The organism is Thermoanaerobaculia bacterium (assembly GCA_018057705.1).
GTDB lineage: Bacteria > Acidobacteriota > Thermoanaerobaculia > Multivoradales > JAGPDF01 > JAGPDF01.
In genome coordinates, this window is the sequence record JAGPDF010000095.1 from 1 (window position 1) to 14,467 (window position 14,467).

The following is a 14,467-nucleotide window of genomic DNA, read 5'->3' on the forward strand; positions in this document are numbered from 1 at the left end:
GCGTCGCTCGACCGCCACTGGAACTTCGACGACACCCGCGCCCGCACCGAGCTCGGCTGGCACCCGCGCGGCCTCGAAGAGGGCCTCGCCATCACCCTCGACTACCTGCGCAAGCAGGAGGCGGCGAAGATCACTCCCTAGGTCGTTGTTGCGCGTTGCGCAACGCGCTATACATGAGGACTATCACTGATGAGCATGCACAACCCCCCCCATCCCGGCGAGTTCCTCACGGCGGTCTACATGGAACCGAACGGTCTCAGCGGGCGTGAGCTGGCCGGCAAGCTGGGCGTCTCTCCGTCGACCTTGAGTCGCGTCCTCCGCGGGACGAGTGCCGTCAGTCCCGAGATGGCCCTGCGCCTGGAAAAGGCGCTGGGCCGTTCGGCAGAGAGCTGGCTCGCCTTGCAGGGGAACCACGACCTCTGGCAGGCGAAACAGCACGTGAAGCTGCGCGGCGTCAGCAAAGTGCGCCTTACCGCCGCCTGAGGCAGCCTGCGTAAGGCTCTGCCAGCCGATGTGCCAGTAGGTAGTGTCGTCGTCGTTCGACGTCTTCAGGAGAGCCGATGAGTGTTCTTTGCGGAATGCGCTGGTCTGTCCTTGCAGTCGCGCTGGCTGGGTTCTCGATGCCGGTCACGGCGAGCGAAGCGGCGCCCCCCGCGTCGCTTGCGCCGCTCGCCGAGGCCAACCCGGTCAACGGCTACCCGGCGCTGCTCGCGCTCTTCGACGACTGGCGGGCGTTCGAGGCGCCGCCGTTGCGGGGCACAGGTGAGGATGCCGCGCACGACTTCACGGCGGCGACGGTGGCGCGGCGGCATGCGGAGCTCGCGGGCTATCGCGCGCGGCTCGCGGCGATCGACACGGCCGGCTGGTCGATCGAGCAGAAGGTCGACCTCGAACTGGTGCGCGCCGAGATGAACGGCTTCGACTTCGATGTGCGGGTACTGCAGCCCTGGGTGCGCGATCCCGCCTACTACGCCACCGTCTGGGAGGAGCAGAGTGACACCCCGGCGCACGAAGGGCCGACGCCGCACGGCATCGTCGACCTCTGGACCTACGCATTCCCGCTCTCGACGCAGGACGAGGGCCGGCTCACGAGCGAGCTCCGGCCGATTCCGGCGCTGCTCGAGCAGGCGCGGGGGAATCTGACCGGCAACGCTCGCGACCTCTGGATCACCGGCACCGGCACGGTGCGCGCCCAGGTGAAGAGCCTCGCCGACCTCGAGCTGAAGGTGGCGTCGAACGCGGCCGAGCTCCGCGCGGCAGTCGCCGCGGCGCGCCGGGCGACCGAGACCTTCGTCGTCTGGCTCGAGGCGCAGGCGCCGTCGAAGACCGGGCCGTCCGGCGTCGGCAAGGCGAATTACACCTGGTACCTCCGCAACGTGCATCTCGTTCCGCTCTCCTGGGAGGAGGAGGTCGAGCTTCTCGAGCGCGAGCTCGCGCGCTCGCATGCGGCGCTGCGCCTCGAAGAGGAGAGGAACCGCGCCCTGCCGCAGATCCCCCTGGTCACGAACGACATCGAGTACCAGCAGCGTGCCAACGCGGCGGTGACGAGATTCATCGCCTTCCTTCGCGACCGCAACCTCTATCCGATGCGCGACTACATGGACCCTGCCTTGCGCGAGCATCTCGGCTCCTTCGTTCCGCTCGAGTCGCGCAACTTCTTCGCCATCGCGATGCACTACGATCCCCTGACCCTCTACACCCACTCCACCCACTGGTGGGACACCGCCCGGATGCGCGAAGAGCCGCACCCGAGCCCGGTGCGGCGCGGCGCGCTGCTTTCCAACATCTGGGATTCGCGCTCGGAGGGGATGGCGACGGCGATGGAGGAGCTCCTGCTCCACGCCGGCCTCTTCGACGACAGCCCGCGCTCGCGCGAGATCGTCTGGATCATGCTGGCGCAACGCGCCGCCCGCGGCCTCGCGTCGCTCCATCTCCAGGCGAACGACATGGACATCGCGCAGGCGAAGGCCTTCCAGGTCGAATGGACGCCGCGCGGCTGGATGCGCCCCGATCTCGACCTCCTCGGTTTCGAGCAGCAGCTCTATCTGCGCCAGCCCGGCTACGGCACGAGCTACGTCACCGGCAAGTTTCTTCTGGAAGATCTGATCCGCGTGCGCTCGCATCAGCTGGGCGACGCTTTCACTATGAAGACATTCTTCGCGGAGGTGAACGGCGCCGGCATGATCCCGGTCTCTCTCATCCGCTGGCAGATAACCGGCGAGGAGGGGGAAATCCACTCGCTTGTGGGGAACCGCGCCGGCCGATAGAGTCCGCCCTTCCAGACCGCCACGCCACAGCAGCCGCCGGACTTCCGCAAAGGAGATTCCGCCTTGTACCAGCTCATGGCTTCGTCTCGTTTCCGCGCCCTCGCATTCCTGCCGCTGCTGGCGGCCGCGCTCTCTCTGCCGGCGGCTTCGGCCTCGGCAGCCACGCTGCCGCAGGCTCGCCCGGTGCCGCAGGTGGAGACCGGCGCCTCCTTCGACGCCCGCCGCGGGCTTGTCACGGCGGCGCCTGCCGCCGCTTCCGCTGCCCAACTCGCGGCAATCGACGAGCTGCGTGCCGCGACGGTCGAGCTCGCGGTCGAGATCGACTCGGCGACCGGCGCGACGCGCAAGATGCAGGACTACGGCGGCTTCCTCACGCCGCCCGATTCGTCGCGCGATGCGGCAGCGGTCGGCCGCTCCTGGGTCGCCGGACATGCGAACCTCCTCGGTCTCGACGCCGCGGATTTAGTCGGGGCGCGCGAGTCGAGTCTCCTGCGCCACGAGGCGTCCGGGACGACCAACCTGATCCTGCAGCAGACCTACGCCGGACTCGAGGTCTACAACGGTCTGCTGCACGTGAACCTCGACCGCCAGGGGCGAATCGTCTCGGTCGCCAACCTCTTCCTGCCGCGTCTCGCCGCGGCGCTCAACACGACCTCGCCCGAGCTCGACGCGACCGCGGCGATTCACGCTGCTGCCGGGCACCTCGCAACGCCGGCGGGCGCCGTCGAGGACCTCGAAGCAGCGGGCGATCCGGCGACCTATCGCCGCCTCAAGGCTCCCGCGCTCGCGCTCTCGCCGATCGATGCACGGCTCAAGATCCTGCCAGTCGGCGCCGGTGAAGCGCGGCTGGTGTGGAACTTCCAGATCGAGAGCCGCGACACCCTGCACTGGTACGACATGAACGTCGACGCCGTGGACGGCCGGGTCTGGACCCGCTTCGACTGGATCCAGAGCGATTCCTATCGCGTCTATCCGATCCCTGCCGAGGGCCCGCACGTCGTCGGGCGCTCGCTGCTCGTGGATCCGGCGCTCGACTATCCGGCGGCCTCGCCGTTCGCCTGGCACGACACCAACGGCGCCGCCGGAGCGGAATTCACCACCACCCAGGGCAACAACGCCCACGCCTACACCGACACCAACGCCGACAACCTGCCGGACGCCGGCAGCTCGCCCGACGGCGGCGCGGGGCTGGCCTTCGACTTCCCGATCGACCTCGGCCAGCAGCCCTCGACCTACCGCCCGGCGGCGGTGACGAACCTCTTCTACTGGAACAACCTCCTGCACGACGTGCCCTACGCCTACGGCTTCGACGAGGCGGGCGGGAACTTCCAGGTCAACAACTACGGCAACGGCGGTCTCGGTGGCGATGCCGTCAACGCCGAAGCCCAGGACGGGGCCGGCACCAACAACGCCAACTTCGGCACGCCGCCCGATGGCCAGCAGCCGCGGATGCAGATGTTCGTCTGGACCTCCTCCTCGCCGCAGCGCGACGGCGATCTCGATGCGACGATCATTGCCCACGAGTACGGCCACGGGATCTCGAACCGCCTTGTCGGTGGCCCCGCCAACGCGAGCTGCCTGTCCAACAATCAGCAGCCGGGAGAGGGGCTCTCCGACTGGTGGGCGCTCTTCATGACCCAGCCCGACGGGCTCGACCGGCATCGCGGAATCGCCACCTACTCGCTCGGCCAGCCGGTGACCGGCATGGGCCTGCGCAACGACTTCTACGACGGCGATCCGGCGGTGAATCCGGAGCCGGAAGAGAACACCTGGACCTACTCGACGATCAGCGCCGGCTCGATTCCGCACGGCGTCGGCACACGCTGGACGCAGGCCTACTGGCAGGTGACCTGGGCGCTCATCGACGCCCACGGCTACAACCCCGATTTCGACGCCTACACCGGCACGAGCGCCGACGACGGCAACATTCGCGCGATGTACTACATCATCCAGGGGCTCAAGAACACGATCTGCAGCCCGGCGTTCACCGACGTGCGCGACGGCGTCATCGCCGCCGCGGCGTCGGCCTATGAAGGGGAGGACGTCTGCCGGATCTGGAGCGCTTTCGCCGAGTTCGGTCTGGGCTCGAACGCGATCTCCTCCAATCCGGATTCGACGACGGTGACCAACGGCTTCGCGATTCCGACCAGCTGCGACTTCCTCTTCGCCGGACCGACGGCGCAGACGATCTGCGCCGGGGCTCCGGTCGAGTACAACCTGCGGGCCGGAACCTCCTACACGCCGCCGGTCAACCTCGTGCTCACCGGGAATCCCGCCGGCACGACGGCGAACTTCACGGTCAATCCGATCCTCGCCGTTCCGGGCCTCTCGCACCTCACCGTCGGCAACACGGCGGCGGTGCCGACGGGCCTCTACAACATGACGCTCACCGCGAACGGTGACGCCGTCAATGCCCAGGCCCTGGCGCTGCAGGTCTACAACGGCCCCCCGAGCGCGCCGACGCTCACCGCACCCGCCGACGGCGCGACCGGTGCGGCGCTGCGCCCCACCTTCCAGTGGACGGCGACGGGAGCTCAGTCCTACGTGCTCGAGATCGACGACAACGCGGACTTCTCGAGTCCGGTCTACACCTCGCCCGTCCTCACCACCACCAGCCACCAGATCGACTTCGACCTGCCAGGCCTCACGCAGCACTTCTGGCGGGTGCGCGGTACCAACCTCTGCAGCGTCGGTCCGAATTCGCCGGTCTTCGACTTCACGACTTTGCTGGCACCCGACCAGTGCGCACCGGGAAGCGCCCCCTTCCTCACCGGCTTCCAGGGCTGGGAAAACGGCCTGGCAGGCTGGACGACCTCCGGCACGGGCAACACCTGGGCGCTCTCGACCGAGAACCCGCATTCCGGGCTGAGCTCGTTCCACGCCGTCGATCCTGCGACCGCCTCCGACCAGCGCCTGCTTTCACCGGCGATCCAGGTTCCGGCGGCGGCGCCGAAACTGGTGTTCTGGAACGTCCAGGAGTTCGAGGATCCGACCGGCTCGGGCGGTTGCTGGGACGGCGGCATCATCGAGGTGTCGACCAACAACGGCGCCTCCTTTACGCAGCTCCTCAACCCGGTGCTGAGCGACCCGTACGACGGCACGCTCGCCACCGGTCCGAATCCGCTCGGCGGTCTCCCTGCGTGGTGTTCCATCGCGCAGCCCATGAGCGTCACCGCGGTCGACCTCGCGGCGTACGCCGGCCAGACGATCCGGGTGCGCTTCCGCCTCGGCAGCGACGGTGCGGCGGGCAACGACGGCTGGTGGCTCGACGACATCGCGGTGCAGAGCTGCACCACGAACCTCATCTTCAACGACGGGTTCTTCACCTCGGATACCACGCGCTGGACCGCCACAGCCCCCTGAGTCCGTCGCTTCCGCCCGGCCGCTAGGACGTCTCCCGTCGCAGCGGCCGGGCCGGTTTCTCTCGCTAGACTCCGCCCGCCCACACGGGTCGCGCCGTTCCCCTGCTCAAGAACGTCTTCGAAGATCGGCGTGGCGATGGGGTGGGTCACCCGCTCGACGGTTGCGCACAGTCTGGCTGGCGCACGGCGACGGGCCGCTGGATCCGCGCCCGAAGAGGCTGCTCGACGAGTCGCAGTTCGAGCCGAGTGGGGATCCGTTCCTGGATCCGTGGCGCATCCAGACAACTCCCGACGGCAAGTACGTGGCCTACCTGGCCACCTCGCTCGGCGGTAAAGAGGGGCTGTGGGTCCTTCCCCTGCCGTTCTTCTGGGACGGCTTCGAGTCTGCCGGCACCGGGGACGGGTCGGCGGCCCCGTGAAGAGGCCATCTCCGCTGGGGATGGCGAACGTCTCACCCGATCCGACAGCGAACGCAGCCGGCATGATCCCGGTCTCCCTCATCTGCTGGCAGATGACCGGGGAGGAGGCTCCGGCCGCACCGGCAATCTCTGGGGCTTCCCGAACCGACAAAGACGGATCGGGTGCAGTGCCCTGAGAGCGCGGTGGAGGCCAGCGCGACTCCGGAACGACTCGCCGAGGACGTGCTTGCAGCTCGAGGAGTTTGAGAGACAATAGACCCATGAAGCCTCTTGGCGCTTCCGCGCTCGTCTGCTTGTCGTTGACGGCGGCGTCCGTCCAGGCACGAACATTGCGCCTCGACCCACCGCGAGACGCGGGCGGGCGTCGCGTTGCCGTCGACGCCTTCTCCGCGCACCCAGACGGCCATTCGCCGAGCGGGCTCGTTTTGGATTTCCTGATCTCCCCGGACAGCCGTTACGCCGTCTATGGCTCGTCAGCGGCGATCTACAGCCGACGGCTACCGGACGGACCGACGGTTCAGCTCGCGCGACCCGACTCCTGCTGGGCCATGTCCGACTACTTTCTGATCACGGATGACTCCACGTCGGTGCTGTTCACTTGCTGGAGTGCCGTGAAGGACCTCTGGTCGGTGCCGATCGCCGGGCCGGCGAGCGCGGCGGTGCCCGTCTCGACGACGCCGGACGCGCCCTACCAGGTGAGCGACTTCTTCTCTTCGACGTCGGCTTCGCGGATCTTCTACACCATGCCCCGGGTCGAGCCGTTCCGGGTCGAGCTGTACAGTGTTCCGGCTGCGGGTCCGGCCTCGGCGAGCGTGGCGATCAGCAGCCCTCTCGCCGAGGGCGACCAGGTGAGGTCTCCGTTTTCCTTGCAGCTGACCCCCGAAGTGATCTATTCGGTTCACCGCCCGTGGCCGGAGGGCGGCGATATCTGGAGAACCGGCGTGGCTTCCGCGAATCCCGTGCGCATCGGCGACTCGCCCGCCTCCCATCCGAGTGCAGGCGGCTTCGTGGTTTCTTCGGATGAGCAGCGCGTCGTCTGGGCCGCGCAGAACGAGTTCGAGGACTACGCGCTCTTCAGCGCTCCGGTTTCGGATCCCCCCGGCGTCGCGGAGCGGTTGAGCGCCGACGTGCCGTTTTCGAGCGTCTCTGGCTACATCGTGATCAGTCCGGACAGCTCCCGGGTGGTGTTCGATTCGGATCAGGAGGGCCAGCAGTTCGATCTGTTCAGCGTTCCGATCGACGGCCCCTCTGCGGCCGCCGTCAATCTGAGCGGATTCGAGCCGGCCTGGTATCCCTACCTCCACAGCATCCGATTCTCGCCGGACTCCGCCTGGGTTCTCTATCTCGGAAACCGCGAGGTGCACTCGCGGCAGGACCTCTTCGTCGTGCCCGCCGCTGGACCGGCGAGTGCGAGGGTGCGCATCAACCCGGTCGATTCCTCGACGGAGGGAGTCAGCAGCTACGAGGAGATTCCCGGGACGGCCGAAGTCGTGTTTCCGCTCGCTTCGTCGACTCCGGAAGGCGCCTTCCGCTGCTATCGCGGCAGCTGGCTGGGGGGCACCGGGAACGCGACGCCGCTCTGGACCGAGCCGCTGCTCTACGAGGGCATGGGCTGTCATTGGCTCCCCGAGGGCCGGGGCGTCCTGACGGCGACTCGAAACCCGTTCACGGAGAGCGCCGTCCTCTGGCTCGCTCACGGTGATGGCCCCCTGGACCTCGCCCCGAAGAGGCTCCTCGATTCGACCCTGTTCGAGCCGAACGAGGATCCGTTCCGCTACGGAGATCTCCGAGCGACGCCCGACGGCCGCTTCGTCGTCTACCTCGGGACGCCGGTCGGTGGCGAGCTCGGCCTCTGGGTGCTGCCCCTCCCGTTCTTCTGGGACGGATTCGAATCGGGCGGCACCGGGCACTGGTCGACGATCCAGAACTGAGAGTCGCGAGAGCGCAGAGCGTCATCCTGCGCTCGAGTTTGCCCGCAGCTTTCCGGAAGACTCGTCGGGGCAGGCGCCGTTAGCCTTCCTGCATGCACAAGACGATCGAACCGACCATTCTCTATTTCGGCACGCCTGTCGCCCTCATCTCGACCCTGAACGAAGACGGCTCGGCGAATCTCGCGCCGATGTCGTCGGCCTGGTGGCTGGGCTGGACCTGCATGCTGGGTCTGGGCAGCCTGGGGCAGACTTCGGACAATCTGATCCGCACGCGTGAGTGTGTGATCAACCTGCCGTCGATCCACGAAGTCTCCGCGGTCGACCGGTTGGCGCTCACCACGGGGAAGAATCCGGTGCCGGAGCGCAAGCGCTCCTGGGGCTACCGCTACGAGGCGGAGAAGTTCCGCGAGGCGGGTCTCACTCCGGTGGCGTCGGAGACGGTGGCTGCGCCGCGCGTGCTGGAGTGCCCGGTGCAGATGGAGGGGATCGTCCACGACCATCGCCCGTTCGGCAACAACGTCAGCGCGGTCGCCTTCGAAGTCCACATCACACGCCTGCACGTGGACGAGGCACTGCTCGTCGAGGGAAGCGCCTTGGGCGAGAGGCCGCACATCGATCCGGAACGCTGGCAGCCTCTCCTCATGAGCTTCTGCCGCTTCTTCGGCCTGGGCGGCGAGGTCCACCCCTCGCGCCTTGCCGAGTCGGACTTCATGAAGTTCGTCGCGCGCGGCACCGGGGCGCCGGCAGCGGTCGCGGCCAGCGCGCCAGGTCGAGGATAGGGCGCGTCAGGTTCCGGCCCGCGCCACCGCCTTGGCGATCGCCGCGAGGACGAGATCCGGGCGGTCACGCATCACCTGGTGGGAGCTGCCGGGGGCGTAGACCGATTCGCGGCGGCGGCCCACCGCGGCGAAGGCGAGGTGGGCCTGTCGCATCGCAGTGGCGCTCTCTTCCGTTTCTGCCCAGGAGTGCTCGGCGTAGATGTCGATCACCGGCAGCCGCGAAGGCAGCCGCACGCGCCGCATCCGCTCGACGGTCGCCGGATAGGCCTCGAGAATCGGAACGATCGTCGCCGCGAGCTCCGGAGCCTGCTGGCGGAGCGCGTCGTACTGCGGCCGGTAGCGAGCGAGGATCGCGTCCACTTCGGCGGTGGTGAAGAACTCCGGAATGTTGGCGTCGACCAGGACCAGGCCGGCGATCCGGAAAGCGTCCCGTCGGCGCCCGGACGCCGCTAGAAGCTGGCTGATGAATCCGCCGTAGGAGTGCGCGGTGAGGATGACCGGTCCGCCGATTCCGCAGCGGGCAAGCAGCAGGCGAAGCGCCTCCGCTTCGTGGTCGATCGCGTAAGGGTGCGGATCCGGGTCGCTTCGACCCGTGCCTGCCCGGTCATAGAGAAAGGTGCGGACTCCCGTGGCGCGAACCTGCGCCGCAATTTCGGTCCAGACGGACGAATCGGCGCCGTTCCCGGTCTCGAAGACGACCGTCACCGCTCCCGCGCCGGCAAGCTCTGCCCAGAGGCTGAGTCCGCCGATGTCGATGGCCTCTCCCCGGCACTCTTGCGGCGGCGCAGTTGCGGCCGCGAGCGGAGCGGCGCTCGCCAGGCCGGCGATGAGCCGCAATACGTAGTTGAGCTTCGCCCGTGGCAATGGCGGCCTCCTTGCGATCGTTTCCGAGAGGTCCTACGCGGGGCAGGGTCGACGGTTTCGGAGGCTCGCCGGGAAGCGGGTCCCGGCCTCGCCCTCGGCGCGGATGAAGGGACGCTCTCTCCGCCATGCCCGGTTGAGTTCGCTGCCGGCAGCAAGGCATTGGACGTAGTCCAGTCGACTTGGTCCAATTGATACATGGTCACGGTCAACATCCACGAGGCGAAGACCCAACTATCGAAGCTGCTCGAGCAGGTGGTTCAGGGAGAGACGCTCGTCATCGCTCGCGCGGGCAAGCCTCTCGTCAAGGTCACGGCTCTTCGTGCGCCCTCGACGCCGCGTCGTCTGGGACTCCTCGCCGGAGAGATTGCCGTGCCCGACGACTTCGATCGCATGGGAGAGGCGGAGATCGCGGTGCTCCTCGGAGTCGAAGTGTGAAGCTGCTGCTCGACACCCACCTGCTGCTCTGGGCCGCCGGGCAACCGGAACGCCTCTCCGCGAAGGCGAAGAAGCTCCTCTCGGATCCCGCCAACGAGCTGCTCTTCAGTGCCGCCAGCCTGTGGGAGATCGCGATCAAGAACACTCTCGGGCGCCCCGACTTCCGGGTCGACCCCAGAATCCTCCGCCGCGGGCTGCTCGACAACGGCTACCTCGAGCTACCGGTGACGGGTCAGCACGCTGTCGGTATCGACGGCCTCGCGCCGCTGCACAAGGACCCGTTCGACCGCCAGCTCCTCTCGCAAGCGCTCGTCGAGGGGGTGACCTTGCTCACTAGCGACGAGGAGCTGGCTCGCTACGACGGACCGGTGCGCAAGGTCTGAGCCGCCGCGAGTCGATTCGCCCGTCCAGTTCGCCCGCGGCTCGCCGCAAGAGGACAGCGCAGTCGATCGCCTGGAGCTCACCACGGGCAGGAACCCGGTGCCCGAGAGCAAGCGAACGTGGGGTCACCGCTCCGAGGGCGCTAAGTTCCCACATCGACCCCGAACGCTGGCAGCCGCTCCTGATGAGCTTCTGGCGCTTCTTCGGGATGGGCGGCGAAGTCCACCCCTCGCGCCTCGCCGAATCGGACTTCATGAAGGTCGTCGCGCGGGGAACGGGGCCCCGCTGATCGCCCGCGCGCTCAGTGCTCCGATGGGCTCGCCAGCGCCAGACCCGGCACGGCGTCCGCCTCGGTACCCGCGAGCGCCAGACCGGCGAGCGCCTGGTCCCAGTGACAGGTCGAGCCACTGAGCACCTGCGACGTGGAGCTCCAGGCTTCGAACCCGTCGCCGAAGACCGCTCCGCCGGGGCGCTTGCCGAGCACCCCGAACAGGATCGCCTGACTCGTCTGGGTCGCTGCCCCGGTGCAGCAGTTTCCGGGGACCCAGATGCCCGTGCAGGGCAGAGGGACAGCGCTGAAGCGCGGAGCCAGACAGCCGTCGTTGACGGTCATCGGATCACGGCCGTCGTGAACGTAGTCGGCACCCATCAGCGAACCGAACACGTTCAGTACCCTCCAGCAGGCCAGCAGCGGATCGGCCATCGCGCTCGCGAAGACGAAGGCCGGGGCGTTCGAGATCGGGGCGCAGCTGAACGGCGACACCGACGGGAGGCCATCCGGAAGTCCGAGATTGGCCGACGTGCCGGCGACGGGGATTTCCCAGTACCCTCCACCGCAGACAGGCTCGGTGGTCGTGAGGGTGACGTCGAACGGATCGAGAACGCTCTCAACGCAAGCAACGAGACTGTTCCAATCCGCGTCATCGTAAGTGGTCGCGGCGAGGAATCTGCTTCCCGTGAAGACCGCCGAGGTATTCGCGCAGCTGTCGTTCGGTCCGCCGGTATAGGCACAACCGGCTTCGCAGCGGTTCAGGAACAGGGTTCCTGCGGCGCCGGCCGGTGCGGGAGCGAACATGCAGGCGCTCAGTGCGGCGAGCGCTCCGAGACTCGAACTCGTCAAGCTCTTCATGTCGCGCCCCTTTGCCGGTGATGCGGTCGGTGCATTCGATCCAGCGAGCGGTCGCTCTCTCCGTCGGAGGCATCCGGGTGCAGCCAAGGCCGGCTTGCCACCTGTCGCGCAGGCCCTTACAGACCGATGGGCGGGATTCTAGTCCTCATTCGGCCACTGCGTCGCCGCGGCCTTGCTGGCGCCTGATAAGCTCCGGTCTCCCGAGCGCGGCTTCGTCGCAAGATCGCAGGCTGACGCAGGGACTCACTCCGCATCATAAGGATCCGAATCATGCTCCGTGCCGGCATTGTCGGCCTGCCGAACGTCGGCAAGTCGACGCTGTTCAACGCTCTCACCCGCACTCGCAAGGCCGAGTCGGCGAACTATCCGTTCTGTACCATCGAGCCCAACGTCGGCATCGTCACCGTGCCCGACGACCGCCTGCAGCCGATCGCGACGGTCGCTGGAACACCCACGCTCGTACCGGCCGCCATCGAGCTGGTCGACATCGCCGGCCTCGTCAAAGGGGCGGCCTCCGGCGAAGGCCTGGGCAACAAGTTCCTCGCCCACATCCGCCAGGTGGACGCGATCGTCCAGGTCGTGCGCTGCTTCGAGGACACGAACATCGTCCACGTCGAGGATCACCTCCATCCGATCGCCGACATCGAGACCATCCAGACCGAGCTCATGCTCGCCGACATGGAGTCGCTCGCCCGCCAGGTGGAACGCCTCGAGCGTGTCGCCAAGGGGGGCGATAAGACGGCCAGAGCGCAGATCGAGATCGCGAAGCGCCTGCTCGCGCACCTCGAGGCCGGCAAGCCCGCGCTGACGCTCGAGATGACCGACGACGAGCGCGCCGTCGCCCAGCCGTTCTTCCTGCTGTCGATGAAGCCGACACTCTACGCCTGCAACGTCGCCGAAGACGATCTCGCGACCGCGGATACGAATCCGCTCGTCGCCGAGGTCCGCCAGTGGGTGGCCACGCATCACGGCGCCGAGGCGGTCACCGTCTCGGCGCAGATCGAATCCGAGCTTGCCGAGCTGCCGGTCGAAGAGGCGACGGAGTACCTCGCCTCGCACGGCGTCGCCGAGTCGGGCGTCGGCTCGCTCATCCGCTCGATCTACCACCTGCTCGGCCTGCGCACCTACTTCACCGCGGGCGAGAAGGAAGCGCGCGCCTGGACGATTCACGCCGGCGACACGGCGCCCGAAGCCGCCGCGGTCATCCACTCCGACCTCGCGCGCGGCTTCATCAAGGCCGAGACGATCGCCTGGCAGGAGTTCGTCCGCGTCGGCGGCTGGGCCCGCGCCCGCGAAGGCGGAAACGTCCGGCAAGAGGGCAAGGAGTACACTGTCGCCGACGGCGATGTGATCCTCTTCAAGTTCAACGTCTGAGCCGGATCCGCGAGCGCCGGGCGGGGCGCGCTTCGTAGGGGTGATCGCGGGTCATTTTCGCGGCAGATAGGCTCCGGTTCTGCCGGCAGGATTGGGTGTGCCGATGAAGCGAACGACGACGCTGCGGGTCGCCTGGGCGGGTCTCTACGGTCTGGTTGCGCTCGCGCTGCCTTCCGTGGGCGCGGCGAGCTCCTTTCGCGGACTCATCGGATCGGCGGGAGCCGCCCCCGAGCGCGTCGAGGCCTACAACATTTCCGACGACGGCCGCGTCGTCGTAGGTCAGCTGAGGACGGCTGGCATGGTTCGCGGGGAGGCGTTCCGCTGGACCGCCGAAGCCGGGTTCGAGCGCCTCGGCATTCTCGGTGGCGAGAACCAGGAGAGCGCCGCACTCGCCGTTTCCGCGGATGGATCCGTGGTCGTCGGTACGAGCACCTCTCCCCTCTCAGACTATGGTGAGGCGTTCCGTTGGGAGCGCTCGACAGGGATGATCGGACTGGGCGACCTCCCAGGCGGCTATGCCGAGAGTAGCGCGACCGCAGTGTCGGCGGACGGCTCTGTCGTCGTGGGCCGGAGCACTTCGGCGCTGGCTCCGAATTCGTTCGGAGAGGCGTTCCGCTGGACAGCGGCGACGGGGATGGCGGGGCTCGGCGTGCTGACGTCGAGTGGTTTCGACTACAGCTTCGCCAACGGAGTGTCCGCGGACGGGGCGTCGATCACCGGCACGGCATCCACGGAGCAGGGGCACGAGATCTTCCTCTGGACGGCACTCGACGGCATGGTTCCCCTGGGCAGTCTCGAGGGCAAGCCCTATCCGACGAGCTACGGTCTCGACATCTCCGCGGACGGCTCGGTTCTCATCGGCTATACGGACTACGCAACTCAGGTGGCGAGGTCGTTTCGCTGGACGGCCGCGAACGGCATGGAGGAACTCGCAGGCCTTCCGGGATCGGCTGGGGACCGTGTCTGGCGTCTCTCCGTCGATGGCTCCGTCGCCGTAGGAGACGCCTTCCTGAACGGGCGCAGCGCGACGATCTGGGACGCGACCCACGGAATGCAGGAACTGAAGCAGGCGCTGCTCGATGCCGGACTCGCACAGCAGATCGAGGGATGGACCTTCGAGTACAGCGCCGGTGTCGCGGCGGACAACGTCACGATCACCGGCTCAGGGATCAACCCGGCCGGGCAGTACGATGGCTTCATCGCCGAGCTCGGCCCTCCCGCCATCGTTCAGATTCCGACGGTGTCCGGCGGCATGCTCGTCGCCTTCGCGGTGCTGCTGGTCGCCGGCGCCCTGGGAAGGCTTCGAATCCTGCGCCGCGGCTGAGCTCCCCGCGCCCGCGAAGGCGGCAACGTCCGGCGAGAGGGCAAGGAGTACACCGTCGCCGACGCCGACGTGATCCTCTTCGAGTTCAACGTCTGAGCGAACGCCCGTTCTAGGGCTGCGTCGAGGACCACCTCTCGGTGTTCTCGGAGAGATCGAAGCCGTCCCAGAAGAGGACCTCGCGGTTCGAGAAGCAGTAGAGCCG

At 67.9% G+C, this 14,467-nt stretch carries 12 protein-coding genes and 1 pseudogene; 11 read left to right on the forward strand and 2 right to left on the reverse strand.

What is annotated here, in order from left to right:
• Nucleotides 1–189 precede the first annotated feature (189 nt).
• From KBI44_19275 to KBI44_19300, 6 genes are all read left to right on the forward strand, one after another.
• Nucleotides 190–483 (forward strand): HigA family addiction module antidote protein, encoded by a 294-nt coding sequence (locus KBI44_19275; protein MBP9146628.1) that lies wholly within the window; start codon nucleotides 190–192, stop codon nucleotides 481–483.
• Nucleotides 484–704: 221 nt separating this feature from the next.
• Nucleotides 705–2,267, forward strand: a complete 1,563-nt coding sequence (locus tag KBI44_19280) for a DUF885 family protein (protein MBP9146629.1) — start codon at nucleotides 705–707, stop codon at nucleotides 2,265–2,267.
• A 75-nt stretch (nucleotides 2,268–2,342) separates the two neighbouring features.
• On the forward strand, nucleotides 2,343–5,630 hold the full coding sequence (locus KBI44_19285) for a M36 family metallopeptidase (protein MBP9146630.1): 3,288 nt from the start codon (nucleotides 2,343–2,345) through the stop codon (nucleotides 5,628–5,630).
• A 160-nt stretch (nucleotides 5,631–5,790) separates the two neighbouring features.
• Complete coding sequence (locus KBI44_19290; GenBank protein ID MBP9146631.1) at nucleotides 5,791–6,048, forward strand: hypothetical protein; 258 nt, start codon at nucleotides 5,791–5,793, stop codon at nucleotides 6,046–6,048.
• Nucleotides 6,049–6,473: 425 nt separating this feature from the next.
• Complete coding sequence (locus tag KBI44_19295) at nucleotides 6,474–7,979, forward strand: hypothetical protein (GenBank protein ID MBP9146632.1); 1,506 nt, start codon at nucleotides 6,474–6,476, stop codon at nucleotides 7,977–7,979.
• Between the two features lie 92 nt (nucleotides 7,980–8,071).
• Nucleotides 8,072–8,758 (forward strand): flavin reductase family protein, encoded by a 687-nt coding sequence (locus KBI44_19300; GenBank protein ID MBP9146633.1) that lies wholly within the window; start codon nucleotides 8,072–8,074, stop codon nucleotides 8,756–8,758.
• Nucleotides 8,759–8,764: 6 nt separating this feature from the next.
• Here the strand turns inward: KBI44_19300 and KBI44_19305 are convergent, their stop codons facing one another.
• Nucleotides 8,765–9,622, reverse strand: a complete 858-nt coding sequence (locus KBI44_19305) for an alpha/beta fold hydrolase (GenBank protein ID MBP9146634.1) — start codon at nucleotides 9,620–9,622, stop codon at nucleotides 8,765–8,767.
• Between the two features lie 195 nt (nucleotides 9,623–9,817).
• Here KBI44_19305 and KBI44_19310 point away from each other — a divergent pair, with 195 nt between their 5' ends.
• A complete protein-coding gene (locus tag KBI44_19310) occupies nucleotides 9,818–10,057 on the forward strand; it encodes a type II toxin-antitoxin system prevent-host-death family antitoxin (protein MBP9146635.1) in 240 nt (79 codons plus the stop codon).
• Nucleotides 10,054–10,440 (forward strand): type II toxin-antitoxin system VapC family toxin, encoded by a 387-nt coding sequence (locus tag KBI44_19315; GenBank protein ID MBP9146636.1) that lies wholly within the window; start codon nucleotides 10,054–10,056, stop codon nucleotides 10,438–10,440. Before KBI44_19310 ends, KBI44_19315 begins: the two co-directional genes overlap by 4 nt.
• A 299-nt stretch (nucleotides 10,441–10,739) precedes the next feature.
• Here the strand turns inward: KBI44_19315 and KBI44_19320 are convergent, their stop codons facing one another.
• Nucleotides 10,740–11,567, reverse strand: coding sequence for a hypothetical protein (locus tag KBI44_19320; protein ID MBP9146637.1), 828 nt, complete (start codon nucleotides 11,565–11,567; stop codon nucleotides 10,740–10,742).
• A 270-nt stretch (nucleotides 11,568–11,837) separates the two neighbouring features.
• Between KBI44_19320 and ychF the strand changes: the two genes are divergently transcribed.
• From ychF to KBI44_19335, 3 genes and pseudogenes are all read left to right on the forward strand, one after another.
• Nucleotides 11,838–12,941 carry a redox-regulated ATPase YchF gene (ychF, locus tag KBI44_19325; GenBank protein MBP9146638.1) on the forward strand — a complete coding sequence of 368 codons (1,104 nt, stop codon included), beginning with the start codon at nucleotides 11,838–11,840 and terminating at the stop codon, nucleotides 12,939–12,941.
• Between the two features lie 103 nt (nucleotides 12,942–13,044).
• Nucleotides 13,045–14,265, forward strand: a complete 1,221-nt coding sequence (locus tag KBI44_19330; protein MBP9146639.1) for a PEP-CTERM sorting domain-containing protein — start codon at nucleotides 13,045–13,047, stop codon at nucleotides 14,263–14,265.
• Nucleotides 14,266–14,274: 9 nt separating this feature from the next.
• Nucleotides 14,275–14,361, forward strand: a pseudogene (locus KBI44_19335) (DUF933 domain-containing protein).
• Nucleotides 14,362–14,467 lie beyond the last annotated feature (106 nt).